The 22,275-nt window shown below is 35.3% G+C and carries 16 protein-coding genes and 5 tRNA genes; 1 reads left to right on the top strand and 20 read right to left on the bottom strand.

Annotated elements, in window-relative coordinates; translation table 11 throughout:
* Positions 1-4,078, bottom strand: a 4,078-nt coding sequence (locus Q0975_RS27610; protein ID WP_299443960.1) for a thrombospondin type 3 repeat-containing protein, incomplete at its 3' end; no start/stop codon positions are given.
* Between the two features lie 349 nt (positions 4,079-4,427).
* Here Q0975_RS27610 and Q0975_RS27605 point away from each other — a divergent pair.
* Positions 4,428-6,014: a peptide chain release factor 3 gene (locus tag Q0975_RS27605; RefSeq protein ID WP_299443957.1), complete on the top strand. Its 1,587-nt coding sequence runs from the start codon at positions 4,428-4,430 to the stop codon at positions 6,012-6,014.
* Between the two features lie 158 nt (positions 6,015-6,172).
* Here Q0975_RS27605 and Q0975_RS27600 read toward each other — a convergent pair whose 3' ends face one another.
* The 19 genes from Q0975_RS27600 to rpsU form a co-directional block, all read right to left on the bottom strand.
* Positions 6,173-6,493 carry a DUF962 domain-containing protein gene (locus Q0975_RS27600; RefSeq protein ID WP_299443954.1) on the bottom strand — a complete coding sequence of 107 codons (321 nt, stop codon included), beginning with the start codon at positions 6,491-6,493 and terminating at the stop codon, positions 6,173-6,175.
* Positions 6,494-6,627: 134 nt separating this feature from the next.
* Positions 6,628-6,942 (bottom strand): DUF3467 domain-containing protein, encoded by a 315-nt coding sequence (locus Q0975_RS27595; RefSeq protein WP_299443951.1) that lies wholly within the window; start codon positions 6,940-6,942, stop codon positions 6,628-6,630.
* A gap of 72 nt (positions 6,943-7,014) precedes the next feature.
* The gene (gene rpoC, locus Q0975_RS27590) at positions 7,015-11,313 is read right to left on the bottom strand and encodes a DNA-directed RNA polymerase subunit beta' (protein WP_299443948.1); all 4,299 of its coding nucleotides are present in this window, start codon (positions 11,311-11,313) and stop codon (positions 7,015-7,017) included.
* A gap of 92 nt (positions 11,314-11,405) precedes the next feature.
* Positions 11,406-15,215: a DNA-directed RNA polymerase subunit beta gene (gene rpoB / locus Q0975_RS27585; RefSeq protein WP_299443945.1), complete on the bottom strand. Its 3,810-nt coding sequence runs from the start codon at positions 15,213-15,215 to the stop codon at positions 11,406-11,408.
* 129 nt (positions 15,216-15,344) lie between these two features.
* Entirely contained in the window at positions 15,345-15,719 is a 375-nt protein-coding gene (gene rplL, locus Q0975_RS27580) for a 50S ribosomal protein L7/L12 (RefSeq protein WP_027393800.1), read from the bottom strand.
* A gap of 67 nt (positions 15,720-15,786) precedes the next feature.
* On the bottom strand, positions 15,787-16,308 hold the full coding sequence (gene rplJ, locus Q0975_RS27575) for a 50S ribosomal protein L10 (RefSeq protein ID WP_299443941.1): 522 nt from the start codon (positions 16,306-16,308) through the stop codon (positions 15,787-15,789).
* 11 nt (positions 16,309-16,319) lie between these two features.
* Positions 16,320-17,018: a 50S ribosomal protein L1 gene (gene rplA / locus Q0975_RS27570; RefSeq protein ID WP_299443938.1), complete on the bottom strand. Its 699-nt coding sequence runs from the start codon at positions 17,016-17,018 to the stop codon at positions 16,320-16,322.
* Positions 17,019-17,036: 18 nt separating this feature from the next.
* Positions 17,037-17,474 (bottom strand): 50S ribosomal protein L11, encoded by a 438-nt coding sequence (gene rplK, locus Q0975_RS27565; protein ID WP_299443935.1) that lies wholly within the window; start codon positions 17,472-17,474, stop codon positions 17,037-17,039.
* Between the two features lie 77 nt (positions 17,475-17,551).
* Complete coding sequence (gene nusG / locus Q0975_RS27560) at positions 17,552-18,106, bottom strand: transcription termination/antitermination protein NusG (protein WP_299443932.1); 555 nt, start codon at positions 18,104-18,106, stop codon at positions 17,552-17,554.
* Between the two features lie 5 nt (positions 18,107-18,111).
* A complete protein-coding gene (gene secE / locus Q0975_RS27555) occupies positions 18,112-18,309 on the bottom strand; it encodes a preprotein translocase subunit SecE (protein ID WP_299443929.1) in 198 nt (65 codons plus the stop codon).
* 98 nt (positions 18,310-18,407) lie between these two features.
* A tRNA-Trp gene (locus tag Q0975_RS27550) sits at positions 18,408-18,480 on the bottom strand.
* Between the two features lie 60 nt (positions 18,481-18,540).
* Positions 18,541-19,728: an elongation factor Tu gene (gene tuf / locus Q0975_RS27545; RefSeq protein WP_299443926.1), complete on the bottom strand. Its 1,188-nt coding sequence runs from the start codon at positions 19,726-19,728 to the stop codon at positions 18,541-18,543.
* A 58-nt stretch (positions 19,729-19,786) separates the two neighbouring features.
* Positions 19,787-19,858 (bottom strand) — tRNA-Thr (locus Q0975_RS27540).
* Positions 19,859-19,984: 126 nt separating this feature from the next.
* Positions 19,985-20,057: transfer RNA gene (locus tag Q0975_RS27535), tRNA-Gly, on the bottom strand.
* Positions 20,058-20,089: 32 nt separating this feature from the next.
* A tRNA-Tyr gene (locus Q0975_RS27530) sits at positions 20,090-20,171 on the bottom strand.
* A 123-nt stretch (positions 20,172-20,294) separates the two neighbouring features.
* Positions 20,295-20,368 (bottom strand) — tRNA-Thr (locus tag Q0975_RS27525).
* 102 nt (positions 20,369-20,470) lie between these two features.
* Entirely contained in the window at positions 20,471-20,773 is a 303-nt protein-coding gene (gene raiA / locus Q0975_RS27520) for a ribosome-associated translation inhibitor RaiA (protein ID WP_299443923.1), read from the bottom strand.
* A gap of 66 nt (positions 20,774-20,839) precedes the next feature.
* A complete protein-coding gene (locus Q0975_RS27515; RefSeq protein ID WP_299443920.1) occupies positions 20,840-21,730 on the bottom strand; it encodes a tyrosine-type recombinase/integrase in 891 nt (296 codons plus the stop codon).
* A gap of 126 nt (positions 21,731-21,856) precedes the next feature.
* Positions 21,857-22,051: a 30S ribosomal protein S21 gene (gene rpsU, locus Q0975_RS27510; protein WP_025743950.1), complete on the bottom strand. Its 195-nt coding sequence runs from the start codon at positions 22,049-22,051 to the stop codon at positions 21,857-21,859.
* Positions 22,052-22,275 lie beyond the last annotated feature (224 nt).

Below are 22,275 nucleotides of genomic sequence, written 5' to 3'. Positions count from 1 at the left end.
TAACTGTTAGTGTCGTATTGGTCGTATCTGTTTCTGCGCCTGTGATATTAACTTCAAAAGTCTCCGTAGGTTCGTTGGTCGTATCTTCAACAGTAGGAACTGTAACATTTACCGTAGTGCTTCCTGCTGGAATCGTAACTGTTAAGGTAGCGGGTTCTGTATAATCTCCCGTCTCTACTGCCGTAGCATCATCGATCGTAAAGGTAACTGTGATCGCTTCACTGCTTGGATTGCTTAGACTTACTGCAAATACAGCATCATCTCCTTCTGCAACCGTAACATCTGCAATGCTGACCGTTGGAGGTATCTCTGTACAAAAATCAAAATTACCAAAACCATATCCATGGTTTTCCAAAGGATTACAGGTATCACAATCTTCCCATACAACTGTAATACTAGCGATACCGTCAGAATCCGAGAAATTGACTCCTATCATCCTGTTCAAAAAGCTAGTCATTCTACTATTTGCATTAATAACTCCAGTAGAATTATCAGAAGTATAAGCTGGAGTAGCAGCATTAGTAAATGTCGGAAAAATTGTATTCCCTAAACCATCAATAGCTGTAATGGTTAATTTATCTCCTACACTTGTAGGAATATCTGTATCAATATCAAATAAGTCAAACCCTGCCGAAAAAATTGTTGTTGCAGATCCAGAAAATGTAATCGTCTGAGTAATACTATTACCAGCTGTAAAGCCAGAAGTAAATACTTGAAGTACTTCCTGAAATCCAGAAGCAGATTCCGATCCTACACTTGGAGTAGTTCCCGAACCAGTTCCGGTAAATCCAGAACTCCAAATATCAAGAGTCCCGGTTCCTGCCCCAGCAAAAGCAGATGTAATGTTAACACCTGATCCATTCACATCATTAAATGTTCTTGAAAGACTTCCGTCTGGTGTCCAATCAAATTCATTATCATTCGCTGCATTAGGAGCCGTGTCCCAACTTAAGTTATACACAGTACCTGTACAATCTGGAGAAGAGTGAAGTGCTGGTGGCACTGGAAATAAAAAGCTATCACTTTCTGTAAATGTATTTGTTGCTGCCACAGCATTATGAGTACTACTATCTGTACCTCCCGTTTGAATAAATCCTGGATCAATAGCAATAATATCAGCATCGACAATATCCACAGTTACTGTACCAGCGTTAACAAGCGTAGCACTCCATATTCCGTTGGAATTGGTAGTTACTGTTTGTATTAATCCACCAGAATCAGTAACTATAACATCAATACCATTAATACCATTTTCTATATTATCCCAAATTCCATTGCCGTTAGGGTCATAATGAATTCTTCCTACCACAGTTGTAGGAGCAGGGTCATTGATTGTTCCTGTACCACTAACGCCTCCTACTGTTAATGTAGTCGTTTCTCCACTATCTGACAAAGCATCTGTACTGGTTGGATACGTAACCGTAAAGTCTGTAACTCCTGCCGGTACCGTTAAAATACTTCCAGACAAAGTAACACTATTACTAAATGTAGGGCTATTTGTATAATCTGCTCCTGCTGTAGCCGTACCATCTGCTAGGGTAAATGGATAATCTGTTGGATTTACTGTAGCGCCACTTAAAGTAACTGTATGCACTAAGTCCGTACCTTCAGTAACCGTTGGACTGCTCACACTATCAACCATAGGTTCTATACAAACATTTATTCCTGAGTCTGTAACCGAAGCATTAGTTCCCGTGCTATAATCAATTCCCGTTTCTAAAATAACCAACCCTGTTGCAGGATCAGTCGTAGGTGGTGTTCCTGTTCCATACGCCTGTCCATCACCCCCATCAGCATTAATATTATCATATGCCTCATTAGCATCACTACAACCATCATCATCACTATCCAAGTCGTAACAATCTGCAATTCCATCTCCATCTGAATCTGGTAAGGATAATGCAAAAGTAATATCATCAATTCTTATGTCATTTCCTCCACATCCAGCTTGAGTATTTGCTATTTCTATTGATGTAGCACCACTAACAGTTCCAGAATTCCAAAGAAAAAACACCTCTTGCCACTCATCAGATCCATTAACTCCTCCAGTTAATCTATCTAAATCAACTGGTCCAAAAACATCTACTCCATCTATTTTAAAAACAAGTCTAGGATCTTCTTCAATAACCATTATCCAACATGAGAATAGATAATCTGTGTTAGGAGTTATATTCGGTATAACTTGTTTCCAATAGCTTTCCCCAACAATATCACTTGGATCTACATACAACGAATTACCAGTTCCTGTAGTATGGTCAGGCTCTAATCTTGGCAAACAACTTTGAGCACTAGATGTAATTGTATTGTTATAAATATTACTTCCTGTTTGATTAGCATCGATAATTAAAATACGACCATCAGCAGTTGCTCCGTTATAATCATAATTGTTATCACATATACCATTAACCGATGCGAAAGGCGATACAGCTACCCAACCCTGAGAACCACAACCTCCACTAGTGTCTGGAACACCGCCACCCCCAGTATTATTATTACTTCCTCTGTTAAAATCAGAAGTCCAATAAGCATACCCATCTTCGAAATCCGCATTGAGGACCAAATTGGGCCCAAAAGCGCCATTAAGACCACCAGTTCCGGCACATTCAACAGCATCCGAAATACCATCATTATCGTCATCTTGATCGCATTCATCTGGAACATTATCTCCATCATTATCTACAGTATCATCAAAACCAGGACATACATCTGTTGTATCTGGCACCCCATCATTATCATCATCATCATCACACACATTACCTATTCCGTCTAAATCATCATCTTCTTGACCTGCGTTAGCTATAAAAGGGCAATTATCTGATTCATCTATTATACCATCTCCATCAGTATCACCAAGACAAACATCAAAGAACACTATTTGTTGTGAAAAATTAAATCCTTGAGAACAACCACCAGGAATGGCAACCGAAAGAAAAGTAGCTGCAACAGTCGAACTAACCAAATCAGGGTTCGTCATGTAAAACAATGTAGTATTACCCACAACTGATACATATAAATTACCATCTGGACCCAATTGTACGCCAGAAATAATATCAGCTCCTACCAAACTGGTAGAAAAATTATCTCCAATATCATGAACATAAAGATCCCCATTCCAACCAGTAAATTGACCATCAAAAACAGTATTTATTTGATGTCCAAAAAACAATCTAGAACCATCTGGAGAAAACTCTACGCTATATCCTGTCTGAGTATCTAAAGTTGATGAAATTGGAACTTTAGTCCATGCTCCTATACTGGCATCACTATCATCAAAATCCGCATACCATACTCCTCCATCTATTGTACTACTTCCACCTTCTAATGCAAGTGCAATTCTATCATTTTGTTGAGAAAATCTTATACTACCTCTTTCTCCTGACCTAGCCAAATTAGCTGGCAAAGGAACAACTAAGTCTGGGGTATCTGCTCTCAATGCTGAAAGAGGATTATCTCCATCAATTTTCCAAATATTAAGAGATCCAGGGCAATCTGTTACACAACCTGCACTATTCTTTGCAATAGAACCTATCCATGCTCCACACAAGCCTGAGTTATTTGTACCAAATATCGCTTCAGAATTATCACTCTTTAATAAATTATTTTTACTAAGAACAGTTTTTGAAGGAATATCAACAATAGAATAATAAACCGTTCCATCTCTATCTTCATCTCGCCCATCACTATGCAATACATACATCCGTTGAGCATTTGTACCCGGGACTGGTAAAACAGTAGCCATCTGTGTTCTTGTTCCATTAGAATTTAAACCAGAACCATTTGTATATAAAACACCCGCATCATCTCTTACCGTTCCATCATCGACATAAAAAATGAGATCACCCGTACTTTGATCACTCCAAGTACCAGTAGCCTCAAAAGCTCCATCTGACGTTAACCCACATGTAACTGTAGGTGGATCCGTTCTAAAATCTAACAAATATCCGTTTCCGTTCCACCAATGGGCGTCAAAAGTTTGCCCATAAGACAAACTATGAGAAAATAAAAAACAAAGAAGTAATAGAATCATATTAGACAACAGCCTACTATGACCCAACAAGATTTGGGTAATTTTTTTCATATGACGATGGTTTACAAATAATTAAAAGAAAAATTGGGCGTTCTTCTTTATAATTATTATAAATATACTATAAAAACAACAATAATTAACATTGTTAAAACATGATAAAATTACGGCAATACCGTAATTTTTTATTTTAACACAAATATGAGGGAATTTTTACGTTTTAACAATATTTCACTTTAAAAGGCAATTTATATTCGACGAAATACACTTTTGTAGCGATAAAAAGACACTCCCTCATACAATAAGAAGTAATCCTACGCTATTCTTTACTCTATTATTGGCTAATAAGTAGGCTTTTTTGAGCTTATTAGCATTATATTTGCGCTTTATTATCAAAAATTACATGAAATTTTCAGACGAAATAAATAGGCGAAGAACTTTTGGAATCATTTCTCATCCAGATGCTGGTAAAACTACTTTGACAGAAAAACTACTATTATTTGGAGGTGCTATTCAAGAAGCTGGTGCAGTTAAATCTAATAAAATAAAAAAAGGTGCTACCAGTGATTTTATGGAAATTGAACGTCAAAGAGGTATTTCTGTGGCAACGTCTGTATTAGCTTTTGAATATCAAGGTATTAAAATTAACATATTAGACACTCCTGGGCATAAAGATTTTGCAGAAGACACTTTTAGAACCTTAACTGCAGTTGATAGTGTTATTGTAGTAATAGATGTTGCAAAAGGTGTGGAGGAACAAACCGAAAAATTAGTTTCGGTATGTAGAATGCGTAATATCCCTATGATTGTTTTTATAAACAAACTGGATCGTGAAGGAAAAGATGCTTTTGAACTTCTGGACGAAGTAGAGCAAAAACTTGGATTAAAGGTGACTCCTTTAAGTTTCCCTATTGGAATGGGTTATGATTTTAAGGGTATTTATAATATATGGGAAAAAAATATCAATTTATTTAGTGGAGACAGCAGAAAAAATATAGAAGAAACGATTGAAATATCTGATTTATCTTCTCCAAAGCTTAAAACTTTAATTGGTGAAACCGAAGCTGAAACGTTACGTGAAGAAATAGAATTAGTAGATGGTATTTATCCTTCATTTAATAAAGAAGCTTATCAAAATGGAAACTTACAACCAGTATTTTTTGGATCGGCTTTAAACAATTTTGGAGTACGAGAATTATTAGATTGTTTCGTTTCTATTGCTCCAACGCCCAGACCAAAAGAAAGTGACATTAGGATAGTAAAACCAGATGAAAAAGATTTCACCGGCTTCGTATTTAAGATTCATGCAAACATGGATCCTAAACATCGAGATCGATTAGCCTTTATCAAGATAGTTTCTGGTACTTTCGAAAGGAATGTTCCTTACCTACATACAAGACATAATAAAAAACTTAAATTCTCTAGCCCTAATGCATTTTTTGCAGAAAAAAAACAAATTGTAGACATTTCATATCCAGGAGATATTGTTGGCTTACACGATACTGGTAATTTCAAAATTGGAGATACATTAACCACGGGAGAACAATTAAATTATAAAGGAATCCCTAGTTTCTCTCCTGAGCATTTTAGATACATCAATAATGCAGATCCCATGAAATCCAAACAATTGGCTAAAGGAATTGACCAATTAATGGATGAAGGAGTTGCGCAATTATTTACATTAGAACTGAATGGAAGAAAAGTAATTGGGACTGTTGGTGCGTTACAATATGAAGTAATACAATATCGATTAGAACATGAATACGGAGCGAAATGCACCTATGAAAATCTAAATGTTCATAAAGCTTGTTGGATTGAAACGAAAGATATAGACAGTGATGAGTATAAAGATTTTAAACGTGTAAAAAGTAAATTTTTAGCAAAAGATAAACAAGGTCAATTAGTGTTTTTAGCTGACTCCTCTTTTAGTTTGCAAATGACGCAACAAAAATATCCATCTATAGTTTTTCACTTTACTTCTGAATTCTAAACACGATTTAAAGCGTTTTAAGCATTTTTAAAAAAGAATGCGGTAAAACTATTTGTCCTAAATACAAAAACTCATTAAACAACATCTATTTAATCGGTCTCTGTATTTTTTATTATAAAAATCTATCAATAATTTAACATTTATAACAAAAAACTATATCAATCCTTCGTACTGTCAAAAGAACGTTTTCCCAAAAGAATTTCGAAAAACAGCTTGAAATCAGAAATCAGACTCCAAAAAGGATATTTAAATGTTGCTGGTTTATTTTTCTCAAAAAAAGCATGACCAACCCATGCGAAACCATACCCAACTACAGGAACCAAAAACCATTTCCAACTCCAACCATAATATATAGCAATTGCTATAATAATAAAAACTAAAAAAGTACCTATAAAATGTAAAGTCCTGCTAGTTCTGTTTTGATGTTCCGTTAAATAGAACTTATAGAATTCAGGATAGGTTTTAATTCGATCAGACATAATTTAATACACTTATTATAAGAATGTTTAAGATAATAAAAATATGCTTCCTGATCAAGTTCAAATTTTTGACAAAAAAATCCGCTTGGTTTTGAAAACAAGCGGATCTATATTTTTTTTATGACAATGCCTTATTATGCTTGTCCAGTAGGACCAAAATTCAAAGGAATTGGTGGTTGTTCATAATCCTTTATTTCACCGTGAGCAGCTTCGAATCTTGATACATTATCTCCTAATGCCTTTAATAATCTTTTAGCATGTTGAGGAGTTAAAATAATTCTACTTTTCACTTTGCTTTTAGGTCTTCCAGGCATAATATTTACAAAGTCAACCACAAATTCGGATACAGAATGATTAATAATTGCTAGGTTACTATATATCCCATCGGCAATAGCATCATCTAACTCTATATTTATTTGATTTTGTTTTTGTTTCTTATCTTCTGCCATTTTAAAATATTTTATATGAACACACACTCCGTTCATAAAACAGAAAGCCTGCCAATTGGCAGGCTTAACTGATTAATTATAATTTACTTCTTGTCGTTGTTCCATTCGGTCTTCGAATTCTTCCTTAGAACCAACTATGATACTTTCATAATCTCTCATACCAGTTCCGGCAGGAATTCTATGTCCAACGATTACATTCTCTTTCAACCCTTCCAGATCATCAACTTTACCGCTTACCGCAGCTTCGTTTAATACTTTTGTTGTTTCCTGGAATGATGCTGCAGAGATGAATGATTTAGTTTGTAGCGAAGCTCTTGTAATACCTTGAAGTATTGGAGTTGCTGTAGCAGGAGTAACATCTCTTGCCTCGACTAAATTTTTATCTTCTCTTCTTAAGATAGAGTTTTCATCTCTTAAATCGCGTGGTGATATAATCTGACCAGCTTTAAGGTTTTCACTATCTCCAGCTTCCTCTACTACCTTCATTCCGAATATAGCATCGTTTTCCTGAATGAAATCAGCTTTATGCACTAATTGATTCTCTAAGAATATCGTATCTCCTGGATCTTGGATTCTTACTTTACGCATCATTTGACGTACTACTACTTCAAAATGTTTATCATTAATCTTCACACCTTGTAGTCGATATACTTCTTGTACTTCATTAACCAAATACTGCTGAACTGCAGAAGGTCCTTTAATTTTAAGAATATCTTCTGGAGTAACAGAACCATCTGATAACGGCATACCTGCACGTACAAAATCATTCTCCTGAACAAGAATCTGATTCGATAATTTAACAAGATATTTCTTGATCTCACCAATTCTAGACTCTACGATAATCTCACGATTACCACGCTTGATTTTACCAAATGACACTACACCATCTATCTCACTTACAACAGCAGGATTGGATGGGTTACGTGCTTCGAATAATTCGGTAACACGAGGAAGACCTCCCGTAATATCACCGGCTTTTGCCGATTTACGTGGAATCTTAACTAATACCTTACCAACTTTGATCTTTTCGTTATCATCCACCATTAAGTGAGCTCCAACAGGTAGGTTATAAGAACGAAGTACTTCGTCTCCATTACCCATAATCAATAAAGTAGGTATTTTTTTCTTATCACGAGATTCTGAGATTACCTTTTCTTGGAATCCAGTTTGCTCATCTATCTCTACCTGATAAGTTATACCTTGCTCTACATTTTCATAGCTTACTTTACCAGCAAATTCTGAAATAATCACACCATTATATGGATCCCACTGACAGATACTTTGATCCTTTTTCAGTGTATCACCACTCTTAATAAATAATTGAGAACCATAAGGTATTAAGTTTGTACTAAGCACAATCTTAGTCTTTGGATCTGTAATTTTAACTTCTGAAGTACGAGAGATAACTACATCTATTTCTTTTCCATCTGCATCTTCTCCTTTTACCGTTTTCAATTCATCTATCTCAGCTTTACCAGCAAATTTAGATTTTAATTGATTTTCTTCTGAAATGTTACTTGCAATACCTCCCACGTGGAACGTACGTAAAGTAAGCTGTGTTCCTGGCTCCCCAATTGATTGAGCAGCTACGACACCAACAGCTTCACCTCGTTGTACCGTTTTACCGGTAGCTAGGTTACGTCCATAACATTTAACACAGATACCTTTCTTAGCTTCACAGGTAAGTGCAGAACGAACTTCTACAGATTCTACTGGAGAATTCTCTATAATCTTAGCAGTTACATCGTCAATTTCCACTCCTGCCCCAACTAATACTTCTTGAGTTAAAGGGTTTATAACATCAACTAATGAAGTTCTACCTTGAATTCTAGCTGCAAGACCTTCTATAATCTCTTCATTTTTCTTTAATGGACTAACTTCTACTCCTCTTAATGTTTCACAATCCTCAACATTAACAATTACATCTTGTGCAACATCTACTAAACGACGAGTAAGGTATCCTGCATCTGCAGTTTTAAGTGCTGTATCTGCAAGACCTTTACGAGCTCCGTGAGTAGAGATAAAGTATTCTAGAATCGAAAGTCCTTCCTTAAAGTTAGAAAGAATCGGATTCTCAATAATTTCTCCACCTGCAGAATTCGATTTCTTCGGTTTTGCCATCAATCCACGCATTCCTGTAAGCTGACGAATCTGTTCTTTAGATCCCCTTGCTCCAGAATCAAGCATCATATATACCGAGTTAAACCCTTGTTGATCTTCTCTAATACGCTTCATAGACAATTCAGTCAATGCAGCATTGGTAGACGTCCATATATCAATTACCTGATTATAACGTTCATTATTAGTGATAAGACCCATATTATAGTTTGCTACAATATTATCTACTTGGCCATTAGCATCAGCAATCATAGTATGCTTCTCTTTAGGAATAATAATATCTCCTAAACTAAATGACAATCCACCTCTAAATGCAAAGTTATACCCTAACGTTTTGATTTCATCTAAGAAAACTGCAGTTTCAGGAACACTGGTAACTTTTAAAATATCACCAATAATATCTCTAAGAGATTTTTTAGTCAATACTTCATTAATATAACCAGCTTTTTCAGGAACTTTCTCATTAAATAATACTCTACCAGTTGTAGTTTCTATTATTTTAGTTACTAATTCACCTTCTTCGATATCTTTCGTTCTAACCTTTATATTAGCATTAATATCTAATCTTTTCTCATTGTAGGCAATAACCACCTCTTCTGGAGAATAAAAAGTAAGATTTTCACCTTTAACAACTAAATCAGCAGTTGATCTACGAGATTTGGTCATATAATATAGACCTAATACCATATCCTGAGAAGGTACTGTTACTGGTGAACCATTAGCAGGGTTCAAAATGTTATGAGAAGCTAACATCAATAATTGAGCTTCTAATATCGCTTCTGGCCCTAATGGTAAATGCACTGCCATCTGATCTCCATCAAAATCGGCATTAAATGCTGTACACACTAATGGGTGTAATTGTATTGCCTTACCTTCAATAAGTTTCGGCTGGAAAGCCTGAATACCTAAACGGTGAAGCGTTGGAGCACGGTTTAGTAATACCGGATGTCCTTTTAGAACATTCTCTAAGATATCCCAAACTACAGGCTCTTTTCTATCTATAATTTTCTTTGCAGATTTTACAGTTTTAACAATACCACGTTCTATCAATTTTCTGATTACGAATGGCTTGTACAATTCAGCTGCCATATTCTTTGGAAGACCGCATTCGAATAATTTCAATTCTGGCCCTACAACAATTACGGAACGAGCTGAATAATCCACACGTTTACCAAGTAAGTTCTGACGGAAACGTCCTTGCTTACCTTTTAATGAATCAGATAATGATTTTAATGGTCTATTAGAATCTGTTTTAACTGCAGAAGCTTTACGAGTATTATCAAATAAAGAATCTACAGATTCCTGCAACATACGTTTTTCATTACGTAAAATTACTTCTGGAGCTTTGATTTCCATCAAACGCTTCAAACGATTATTACGAATAATTACACGGCGGTATAAATCATTTAAATCAGAGGTTGCAAAACGACCTCCATCTAACGGTACTAATGGTCTTAACTCTGGTGGAATTACAGGAACCACCTTAAGAATCATCCATTCTGGACGATTTTCTCTATTCTTATTAGCATCACGTAATGACTCTACAACTTGAAGACGTTTTAATGCCTCAGTTTTACGTTGCTTAGAAGTTTCGTTATTTGCTTTATGCCTTAATTGGTATGATAGCTCGTCAAGATCGATTCTTTTTAAGATTTCGATAAGACACTCAGCACCCATCTTAGCAATGAATTTATTAGGATCAGTATCATCTAAATATAAATTCTCCTGAGGAAGACTATCTAGAATATTTAAATACTCTTCTTCCGTAAGGAAATCCATTTTCTGAACTGGTTCCCCTTCTTCATTCTTAGCAATACCTGGTTGGATTACTACGTAACGTTCGTAGTAAATGATCATATCTAACTTCTTAGAAGGAAGACCTAATAAATATCCAATTTTGTTTGGTAAAGAACGGAAGTACCAAATATGTGCTACTGGAACTACAAGATTAATGTGTCCTACACGATCTCTTCGAACTTTCTTCTCCGTTACTTCTACTCCACATCGATCACATACGATCCCTTTGTAACGAATTCTTTTATATTTACCACAAGCACATTCAAAGTCCTTAACAGGACCAAAAATACGCTCACAGAACAAACCATCACGTTCTGGTTTGTGAGTACGATAATTTATAGTTTCAGGCTTAAGAACCTCTCCTTTTGATGCTGCCAAAACAGACTCAGGAGATGCCAAACCTATCGAGATTTTATTAAATCTCTTTACTGCATTCTTATCATTATTTCTTGCCATAATATATGGTTACTTAAGAATTATTGTAATTTAAATTTGAATAATATATGTTCGTACCCTTCGATTTCGCTCAGGGTACGAATTTCTACATATTATTCTTCTAATCTGATATCCAGACCTAGACCTTTCAATTCATGCATCAATACATTGAATGATTCAGGTAATCCCGGTTCTGGCATAGGCTCACCTTTTACGATACTTTCGTACGTTTTAGCTCTTCCTATTACATCATCAGATTTAACAGTCAATATCTCACGAAGGGTAGCTGAAGCACCATATGCTTCTAGCGCCCAAACTTCCATCTCTCCAAAACGCTGACCACCAAACTGTGCCTTACCACCAAGTGGTTGCTGTGTAATCAATGAATATGGACCAATAGAACGTGCGTGCATTTTATCATCAACCATATGACCTAACTTAAGCATATAGATTACACCTACAGTTGCTGGTTGATCAAAACGATCTCCTGTACCACCATCATATAAATATGTATGCCCAAATCTTGGAATACCAGCTTCATCTGTAAATTCATTGATCTGATCTAAAGAAGCACCATCAAAAATTGGAGTAGCATATTTTCTACCTAATTTCTGACCTGCCCAACCTAATACAGTTTCATAGATTTGACCAATATTCATACGAGAAGGTACCCCTAATGGATTCAACACGATATCTACTGGTGTTCCGTCTTCTAAGAATGGCATATCTTCTTCTCTTACGATACGTGCAACAATACCTTTGTTACCGTGACGACCTGCCATCTTATCACCTACTTTTAGTTTACGTTTTTTAGCAATATAAACTTTAGCAAGCTTTATAATTCCAGAAGGTAATTCATCTCCTACAGAGATTGTAAATTTCTCTCTACGTAAGTTACCTTGTAAATCATTTTCTTTAATCTTAAAGTTGTGGATTAGATCCGCAACCATCTTATTAAGGTTATCATCAGTAGTCCAAGTACCTTTAGTAAGGTGTGCATAATCATCAACACTATTAAGCATTTTCTGAGTAAACTTCTTACCTTTTGGAAGTACTTCTTCACCTAAATCATTAATAACACCCTGAGAAGTTTTACCTCCTACTATTATAAATAATTTATCTACTAATTCCGCCTTTAACAATGCAAATTTTGCATCATATGATCTTTCTAATATAGAAATATCTTCTTTATCTTGAGAACGTTTTCGCTTATCCTTAATAGCACGAGCAAACAATTTCTTATCTATAACCACACCGTGTAACGATGGTGAAGCTTTTAAAGAAGCATCTTTAACATCTCCTGCTTTATCTCCAAAGATAGCTCTTAACAGCTTTTCTTCCGGAGTAGGATCACTTTCTCCTTTTGGTGTAATCTTACCAATAAGAATATCTCCTGGTTTGATTTCAGCACCTACACGGATCATTCCGTTTTCATCAAGATCTTTTGTAGCTTCTTCAGAAACATTAGGGATATCATTAGTTAATTCTTCATTACCTAATTTTGTGTCTCTTACTTCTAAAGAATACTCATCTATATGAATAGAAGTAAAGATATCATCTCTAACTACCTTCTCAGAAATTACAATCGCATCCTCAAAGTTATATCCTTTCCAAGGCATGAAGGCAACCTTCATATTTCTACCTAGAGCAAGCTCTCCGTTTTCGGTTGCATAACCCTGGCATAAAACTTGTCCTCTATTAACTCTATCTCCAACTCTTACAATTGGTTTAAGGTTTATAGAAGTACCTTGATTTGTTTTACGGAATTTGATCAGATTATAAGTTTTAGAATCACTATCAAAACTTACCATTCTTTGCTCTTCCGTTCTATCATATTTGATAGTTATCTTTTGAGCATCTACATATTCAACAACTCCTGCTCCTTCTGCATTAATCAATACTCTAGAATCCGAAGCTACCTGACGTTCTAATCCTGTACCTACTATTGGAGCATCTACTCTTAATAATGGAACTGCCTGACGCATCATATTCGATCCCATCAAGGCACGGTTAGCATCATCATGTTCTAAGAAAGGAATCAAAGATGCCGAAATAGAAGCTATTTGATTAGGTGCAACATCCGCATAATTAACCGCTGATGGATCAATCACAGGGAAATCACCTTCCATACGTGCAATCACCTTTTCACTTTCTATAGTACCATCTTCTTTTAACGGTAAGTTAGCTTGCATGATAAGCTTCTCTTCTTCTTCTTCTGCACTTAGATATCTAAACTCACTTAAATCTACTTTACCATCCTCAACTTTACGATAAGGAGTTTCAAGGAATCCCATTGAATTCACTTTAGCAAATACTGCAAGTGAAGAAATTAATCCAATATTCGGACCCTCTGGAGTTTCAATAGGACATAAACGACCGTAATGTGTATAATGTACATCTCGAACCTCAAAACCAGCTCTTTCTCTTGAAAGACCACCTGGTCCTAGAGCAGAAAGTCTACGCTTATGAGTAATCTCGGCTAATGGATTTGTTTGATCCATAAATTGAGATAACTGATTCGTTCCAAAGAATGAATTAATTACAGAAGACAAAGTCTTTGCATTAATCAAATCAATCGGTGTAAACACCTCATTATCTCTAACATTCATACGCTCACGAATCGTACGAGCCATACGCGCTAGACCAACTCCAAACTGTTGTGACAATTGTTCACCTACAGTTCTTACACGACGGTTAGAAAGGTGATCAATATCATCAATTTCAGCTTTAGAGTTAATTAACTCAATTAAATATTTTATAATGGTAATAATATCTTCTTTGGTAAGCACTTGCTTATCCATTTCGATATTAAGACCTAATTTTTTATTCATTCTATAACGACCTACTTCACCAAGATTGTAACGTTGATCAGAAAAGAATAATTTATCAATAATACCTCTTGCAGTTTCCTCATCAGGCGGTTCTGCATTACGTAATTGACGGTATATATGTTCTACAGCTTCTTTTTCAGAGTTTGTAGGATCTTTTTGTAATGTATTGTGGATAATAGCGTAGTCACCCTTATCATTATCTTCTTTATGAAGTAAAATGGTTTTAGCTCCAGAATCAACGATCTCATCTAAGTGATCTTTATCTAAAACAGTATCACGATCTAAAACAATCTCGTTACGCTCGATAGAAACTACTTCTCCTGTATCTTCATCTACGAAATCCTCATGCCATGTATTTAATACACGTGCAGCTAACTTACGTCCTAATACTTTCTTTAATCCAGATTTAGAAACTTTAACTTCTTCTGCAAGGTCAAAAATTTCTAATATATCTTTATCTCTTTCAAATCCGATTGCACGGAAAAGAGTTGTAACTGGTAATTTTTTCTTTCTATCAATATAAGCGTACATAACGCTATTGATATCTGTTGCAAATTCTATCCAAGAACCTTTAAAAGGAATTACTCTGGCAGAATATAGCTTAGTTCCATTTGCATGGAATGATTGTCCAAAGAAAACACCTGGTGAACGGTGTAATTGAGACACAACAACACGTTCTGCTCCATTAATACAGAATGTACCACTTGGAGTCATATAAGGAATCGTACCTAAATATACGTCCTGTACGATCGTCTCAAAATCTTCGTGCTCAGGATCGGTACAGAAAAGTTTCAGACGTGCCTTAAGAGGAACACTATATGTAAGACCTCTCTCAATACACTCTTGTAAATCATATCTTGGTGGGTCTACAAAGTAGTCTAAAAATTCTAGTACAAATTGATTACGTGTATCCGTAATCGGGAAATTTTCCATGAAGGTATTATAAAGACCTTCATTTCCTCTTTCTTCAGACTTTGTTTCTAATTGAAAGAAGTCTTGAAAGGATTTGATCTGGATATCCAAGAAATCAGGATAATCAGGTCTATTCTTTACGGAAGAAAAATTCAATCTTTCAGTTTGCGTTGCTAACATCAATGGACGGAATTAAATTAAAATTTAAAAAACAGCGTATTTTAATACATCATATTTATATACGCAAAATGGTTTAGACCTTAGAGAAAATTCTCCAGGTCTAAACCTCTATGTCAATATTTGGTAAGCTTACTTAAGCTCAACCTCAGCTCCAGCCTCTTCTAATTGAGCTTTAAGAGCTTCTGCTTCATCTTTTGCTACTCCTTCTTTGATTGCACTTGGAGCACCATCAACTAATCCTTTAGCATCCTTAAGACCTAGACCAGTTAATTCTTTTACTAGTTTTACAACTGCAAGTTTAGCACCTCCTGGAGCTTTAAGAATTACATCAAATTCTGATTTTTCTTCTGCAGCTTCACCACCACCAGCACCACCAGCAGCAACAGCTACTGCAGCAGCAGCAGGCTCAATACCATACTCTTCTTTTAATATATCTGCTAATTCATTAACTTCTTTTACTGTTAAGTTAACTAATTGTTCTGCGAAATCTTTTAAATCTGCCATTTTCTATCGTTTTAATAATTTTTTTTAATTGAAATATAATTTGTTAAAAAGTGCGTACACGTTTAGGTTATCCTTCTTTTTCGGATAACGTTTTAAGGATACCAGCTATAGTACCACCACCAGATTTTAATGCTGAAATAACATTCTTAGCAGGTGACTGTAATAAGCCAATAATATCTCCGATAACTTCTTCCTTAGACTTGATATTTACAAGTGCATCTAAGTTTTCATCACCTACATAAATTGCTGTCTCTACAAAAGCTCCTTTTAATAAAGGCTTCTCAGATTTCTTACGAAATTCTTTAATAACTTTTGCTGGTGCATTTCCTATTTCGGAAAACATAATAGAAGTATTACCTTTTAATACGTCAGGCAATTCTCCAAACTCCTTATCTGATTTCTCCATTGCTTTTGCAAGGAGCGTATTCTTAATTACTTTTAATGATACGTTAGCTTTAAAACAAGCTCTACGTAAATTTGAAGTTGTTCCTGCATCTAAACCTGAAATATCAGCTAAATAGATGTTAGAGTTTTCAGCTAACTGAGCAGTTAAGTCTTCAATTACTTGTGATTTTTCTTCTCTTGTCATAATCGTTTATCTTAATTACCAGCGTAGTTCTTTAAATCAATCTCCAAACTAGGGCTCATTGTAGAAGACATATATATCGACTTGATATAAATACCTTTAGCTGCCACAGGTTTTAACTTCACCAACGTTGTTAATAATTCTTTTGCATTTCCTGCTATTTTATCAGCAGAAAAAGATGACTTTCCAATTGCAGCGTGAACAATACCAGTTTTATCAACTTTAAAATCGATTTTACCAGCTTTAACATCAGAAACAGCCTTTGCTATATCCATTGTTACTGTACCTGTCTTTGGGTTAGGCATTAAACCACGTGGTCCTAATACTCGACCTAATGGACCTAATTTACCCATAACACTAGGCATTGTAATGATCACATCTACATCAGTCCATCCGCCTTTAATCTTGTCTAAATATTCATCAAGACCAACAAAATCAGCTCCAGCTTCTTTAGCTTCAGCTTCTTTATCCGGTGTTACTAATGCAAGAACTTTAACATCCTTTCCTGTTCCATGCGGTAATGTTACCACACCACGTACCATTTGATTTGCTTTACGAGGATCTACGTTCAAACGAACAGCAAGATCTACAGAGGCATCAAAATTTACGTTTGTTATTTCTTTTACTAAAGCAGAAGCTTCGTCTACCGAATATGCTCTATTCTTTTCAACTTTAGCTCTAACTTCTTTTTGCTTTTTAGTTACTTTTGCCATTTTCTACACGTTTTTGGATTAAAAAGGAGCTTGTCCTTTTACAGTTACACCCATTGAACGAGCGGTACCGGCAATCATTTTCATAGCAGATTCTATAGTAAATGCGTTTAAATCTTGCATTTTATCTTCTGCTATTGCACGAACTTGATCCCAAGTAACACTAGCCACTTTTTTACGATTTGGCTCTCCAGAACCTTTTTTCGTTTTTGCTGCTTCCAGTATTTGAACTGCTGCAGGTGGAGTTTTGATTACAAAATCAAAAGATTTGTCTTTGTAAACATTAATTACAACTGGCAATACTTTACCAGCCTTATCTTGTGTTCTACCATTGAATTGCTTACAGAATTCCATGATATTCACTCCGGCAGCACCTAAAGCAGGTCCAACTGGTGGGGATGGGTTAGCCGCTCCTCCACGTACTTGAAGTTTTACAACCTTACTTATCTCTTTAGCCATTTTTCTAATTTTAAATTAGAATTGTTCTACAAAGTGGAAGCAATAAGAACAATTCAGGATATATAATGTAACAATTATTATACTTTTTCTACTTGCATATAGCTTAACTCTAACGGTGTTTTTCTTCCAAAAATCTTAACCATTACTTCTAGCTTACGCTTCTCTTCATTTACCTTTTCAACTGTACCATTAAAACCATTAAATGGACCATCTATTACTTTTACAGTTTCTCCAACAGTATAAGGAATAGCAACATTATCAGTTTTTACAGCAAGCTCATCTACCTTACCTAGCATTCTATTAATTTCTGCCTTTCTTAAAGGAACAGGATCTCCTCCTTTTACTTCTCCAAGAAAACCAATTACGCCATTAATAGATTTTATAATATGAGGAATTTCTCCAGAAAGGTTTGCTTCTATCATAACATACCCTGGAAAATAAACTCTTTCTTTATTTATTTTTTTACCGTTTCTGATTTGAACCACTTTTTCAGTAGGAACCAAAATTTGAGAAACATAATCTTCCATACCTAAATGAGCAATCTCTCGCTCAATATAGTCCTTGATCTTATTCTCTTGACCACTTACAGCACGAACAACGTACCATTTTTTTGTATTACTAACCTCAGCCATTATAATTATGATTTAACTAAAGTGAAATAATACTCTATCAAATTACTAAATACAGTATCTACTCCCCAGATAGCCAAAGAAAAAATAACAGAAAAAACTATAGTAACCAACGTAAGTCTTTGTGCTTCTGCCCAAGGAGTCCAAGTTACATGATTCTTTAACTCGCTATATGATTCAGTAATGTAATTTATTAGTCCAGCCATCTCGTTATTCTTTTTAATGACAAAGATAATTTCTTGTCACTTGAAATTCATTCTACAAGCTATATGCAAATCAACATATGCCACTTAAATCTTCTATGCACGGGTTGAGAGACTCGAACTCCCGACACCTGGTTTTGGAGACCAGTGCTCTACCAACTGAGCTAAACCCGTATACATAAGTCAAGGTATTCGCCTTAACGAATACCTCACCTCATATATTAATATATTGTATTAGTCTAAAATTTCAGTAACCTGACCAGCACCTACTGTTCTACCACCTTCACGGATAGCAAAACGAAGACCTACATTCATTGCAATTGTCTGAATAAGCTCAACAGTAATAGTTAAGTTATCTCCAGGCATTACCATTTCAACTCCGTCAGGAAGCGCAATGTTTCCAGTAACGTCAGTTGTACGAACGTAAAACTGTGGACGGTAATTATTATGGAATGGAGTGTGACGTCCACCTTCTTCTTTCTTAAGGATATAAACCTCAGCTTTGAATTTAGCGTGTGGAGTTACAGATCCTGGCTTAGTAATAACCATACCTCTAGAGATTTGAGTTTTCTCAATTCCTCTTAATAAGATACCAGCATTATCACCAGCTTCTCCTCTATCTAATATCTGACGGAACATCTCGATACCAGTAATAGTTGAAGTTAATTTCTCTGCACCCATACCGATGATCTCTACAGGATCTCCAGTGTTAGCAATACCTGTTTCGATACGTCCTGTAGCAACAGTACCACGACCAGTAATAGAGAATACATCTTCGATAGGCATCAAGAAATCTTTATCGATCTCACGTAATGGCTCTTCAATCCAAGCATCAACTTCTTTCATTAATTCCATAACAGTATCCACCCATTTCTGCTCTCCATTTAGAGCTCCAAGAGCAGAACCAGAAACTACAGGTCCATTATCACCATCATACTCATAGAAAGAAAGAAGATCTCTAACTTCCATCTCTACTAATTCTAGTAATTCCTCATCATCAACCATATCCACTTTGTTAAGGAATACAACGATTCTTGGAATACCTACCTGACGTCCTAATAAGATATGCTCACGAGTTTGTGGCATTGGACCATCTGTAGCAGCAACTACTAAAATTGCACCATCCATTTGAGCAGCACCAGTAACCATGTTCTTTACATAATCGGCGTGACCTGGACAGTCAACGTGTGCGTAGTGACGATTCTCAGTCTGGTATTCTACGTGAGACGTATTAATAGTAATACCTCTTTCTTTTTCTTCTGGAGCGTTATCGATAGTATCGAAATCTCTAGCCTCAGAAAGACCAGCATCCGACAATACCTTAGTAATCGCAGCCGTTAAAGTTGTTTTACCGTGATCAACGTGTCCAATAGTACCAATATTTAAGTGCGGTTTGGAACGATCAAAAGTTTCCTTTGCCATAATGAATTTATTTAATCTTAGTTATATATTAGTGTTCAATTAATGCTTCTGAACCAAGAGCCAATGACGAGATTTGAACTCGTGACCTCTTCCTTACCAAGGAAACGCTCTACCCCTGAGCTACACCGGCTTTTTAAAGTACACAATGATAAACCAGAGTCCTTCATTATATATCGAAAGAAAACCGATTCATCACTATTTTTGTTTTAAAAATCCAATGCTAAAATGCATCAAGATTAGCTCTGTATTTTTTAAGAGCGGGAGACCAGGTTCGAACTGGCGACATTCAGCTTGGAAGGCTGACGCTCTACCAACTGAGCTACTCCCGCTTTTACAATTTTGAAATCAAAATTGAAGGTTGTGGGGAGAGCAGGATTCGAACCTGCGAAGACGTAGTCAGCAGATTTACAGTCTGCCCTCGTTGGCCGCTTGAGTATCTCCCCAATTGAAATCATTATTTCAGAATGAACTTCTAAATTTTGAAAGCGCAAAAGTAATCAAATATTTTACAATTCAAAATTTTATAAAAAAAGGTTCAAATTTTTTTGAAATTCTCTCCTTTTAAGAGCCGATGGAGGGACTCGAACCCACGACCTGCTGATTACAAATCAGCTGCTCTAGCCAGCTGAGCTACATCGGCTTTTTGGTTACTTTTTTAAGCATAAAAAAGTCCGCTATTTCTAACGGACTGCAAATGTATAGAATTTATTTCTTACACAAAACAATTTTTAAAAAAAAATTATCAAACATGTGTATTTAATTTCTCTTTTCGTTTTCGCAATTGCCTCTCCAATGAACTAACACACTCATCCACACCTCCTTCAAAGCTCTTGTTTATCTTTTTAATTATAAACTCATCTCCAGGAACACTTAATAAAATTTCCGTTATTTTATTTTCTTTACCACTTGTATTCATAACTTTCAAAAAAACATCAGCATGAATAATACGACTAAAATGATTTTCTAACTTATCCAATTTCGCTTGTGTAAAATCTATCAACTTCTGATCTACATTAAAATTTACGGATTGCAAGTTCACTTTCATAGGTGTTATTTTAATTGGTTGAACAATATTTAAAGCCTAAAAGAAATGTGTACAATAATTTACATCTTACTTTTTATTCCTCGGATGAGATTGTTTATACACTTTTGCTAACTGAGCCACACTTTGATGCGTATACACCTGAGTAGCTGCTAAACTAGAATGACCAAGCAATTCTTTTACAGCATTTAGGTTCGCTCCTTCATTAAGCAGATGTGTCGCAAAAGAATGTCTCAATATATGCGGACTTTTTTTAACTTTAGAAGACGCCTTACTAAAATAACCATTTATGATTCGATACACAAGTGTTTCGTAGATTTTAACTCCTTTTTCTGTTAGCAATAAAAAAGGATCCTCAGGATCCTCCAAAACTCCTGATCGCAATTCTAAATACCGCCCTAGAGTTACAAGAACAGAAGGTATTAAAGGAATATATCTTTCTTTATTGCGCTTACCTAACACCTTAATTTGCTTGCCAACAACATCTATGCTGGTTATTTTAAGATTAACCAATTCTATTCTACGCATCCCAGTTGCATAAAAAAGCTCTACAATTAACCTATCCCTAACACTTTTAAAATCTGCACCATCTACCAACCCACTCAATACATCGTCCACCTCAACGCTTGAGAACGGAATTTGCAATTTTTTCGAGATCTTTAAAGCCTGATGCTTGGCTAATGGAGTTTTATCTATCTGCTCCGTTTTAAGCAAAAACTTATAGTAAGCCTTAAGTGAAGATATTTTTCTATTTATTGTTCTATTAGAAACCCCATTATCTACCAAATTTATTATCCAAGAACGGATCTGAGCATAATTTGATTTAGATATATCTTGTTCTCCATATTCTTTTTCATAAAACTCAGAAAAAGACGATAAATCCGAATTATAAGCAGTAACTGTATGAACAGAATACTTTCTTTCTAAAAGTAAATAATCTAAAAATTCATTAATAAACATAAAAAAAGCCATTAGAAGACAAAAGTATAAAACTTTTGACATCCAATGGCTATAATTTATATATACTGAAAAACGAAGTCTGATCCTAAAAAAGAATCAACACATATAACGTCTCAACATGTTGTTTTAAATTTCCTCTTGGTCTCTTAAGTGCTGAATATATTGCGCTTTTTGAACCTGAGCTCTACGCTCAACAGAAGGCTTTGTGAACGCCTGACGCTTACGCAGCTGACGCATTGTTCCTGTTCTATCGAATTTACGCTTAAAACGTTTTAACGCTCTATCTATATTTTCTCCGTCTTTAACTGGTATAATTAACATAGTGTTACCTCCTTTCTTTAAAAATTAGGGTGCAAAGATAACACAATAGTATTATCTACAAAGCTTTTTCTACATGAAGTTAATTATTTATTTGTTTTTTATTCTAAACACCAATAAATATCAATAAGCAAACGGCTTTCTATATACTATAAGAGGACATATAGCAAATAAAAAACCGTTTAAATTTAAATTTAATTCTTTGTAGAAAAATTAAAAAACTTATT

The organism is uncultured Aquimarina sp. (genome assembly GCF_947500065.1).
Lineage (GTDB): Bacteria > Bacteroidota > Bacteroidia > Flavobacteriales > Flavobacteriaceae > Aquimarina.
Note: the sequence above shows the minus strand (reverse complement) of the source record. Positions and strands in the feature narration are given on the sequence as shown.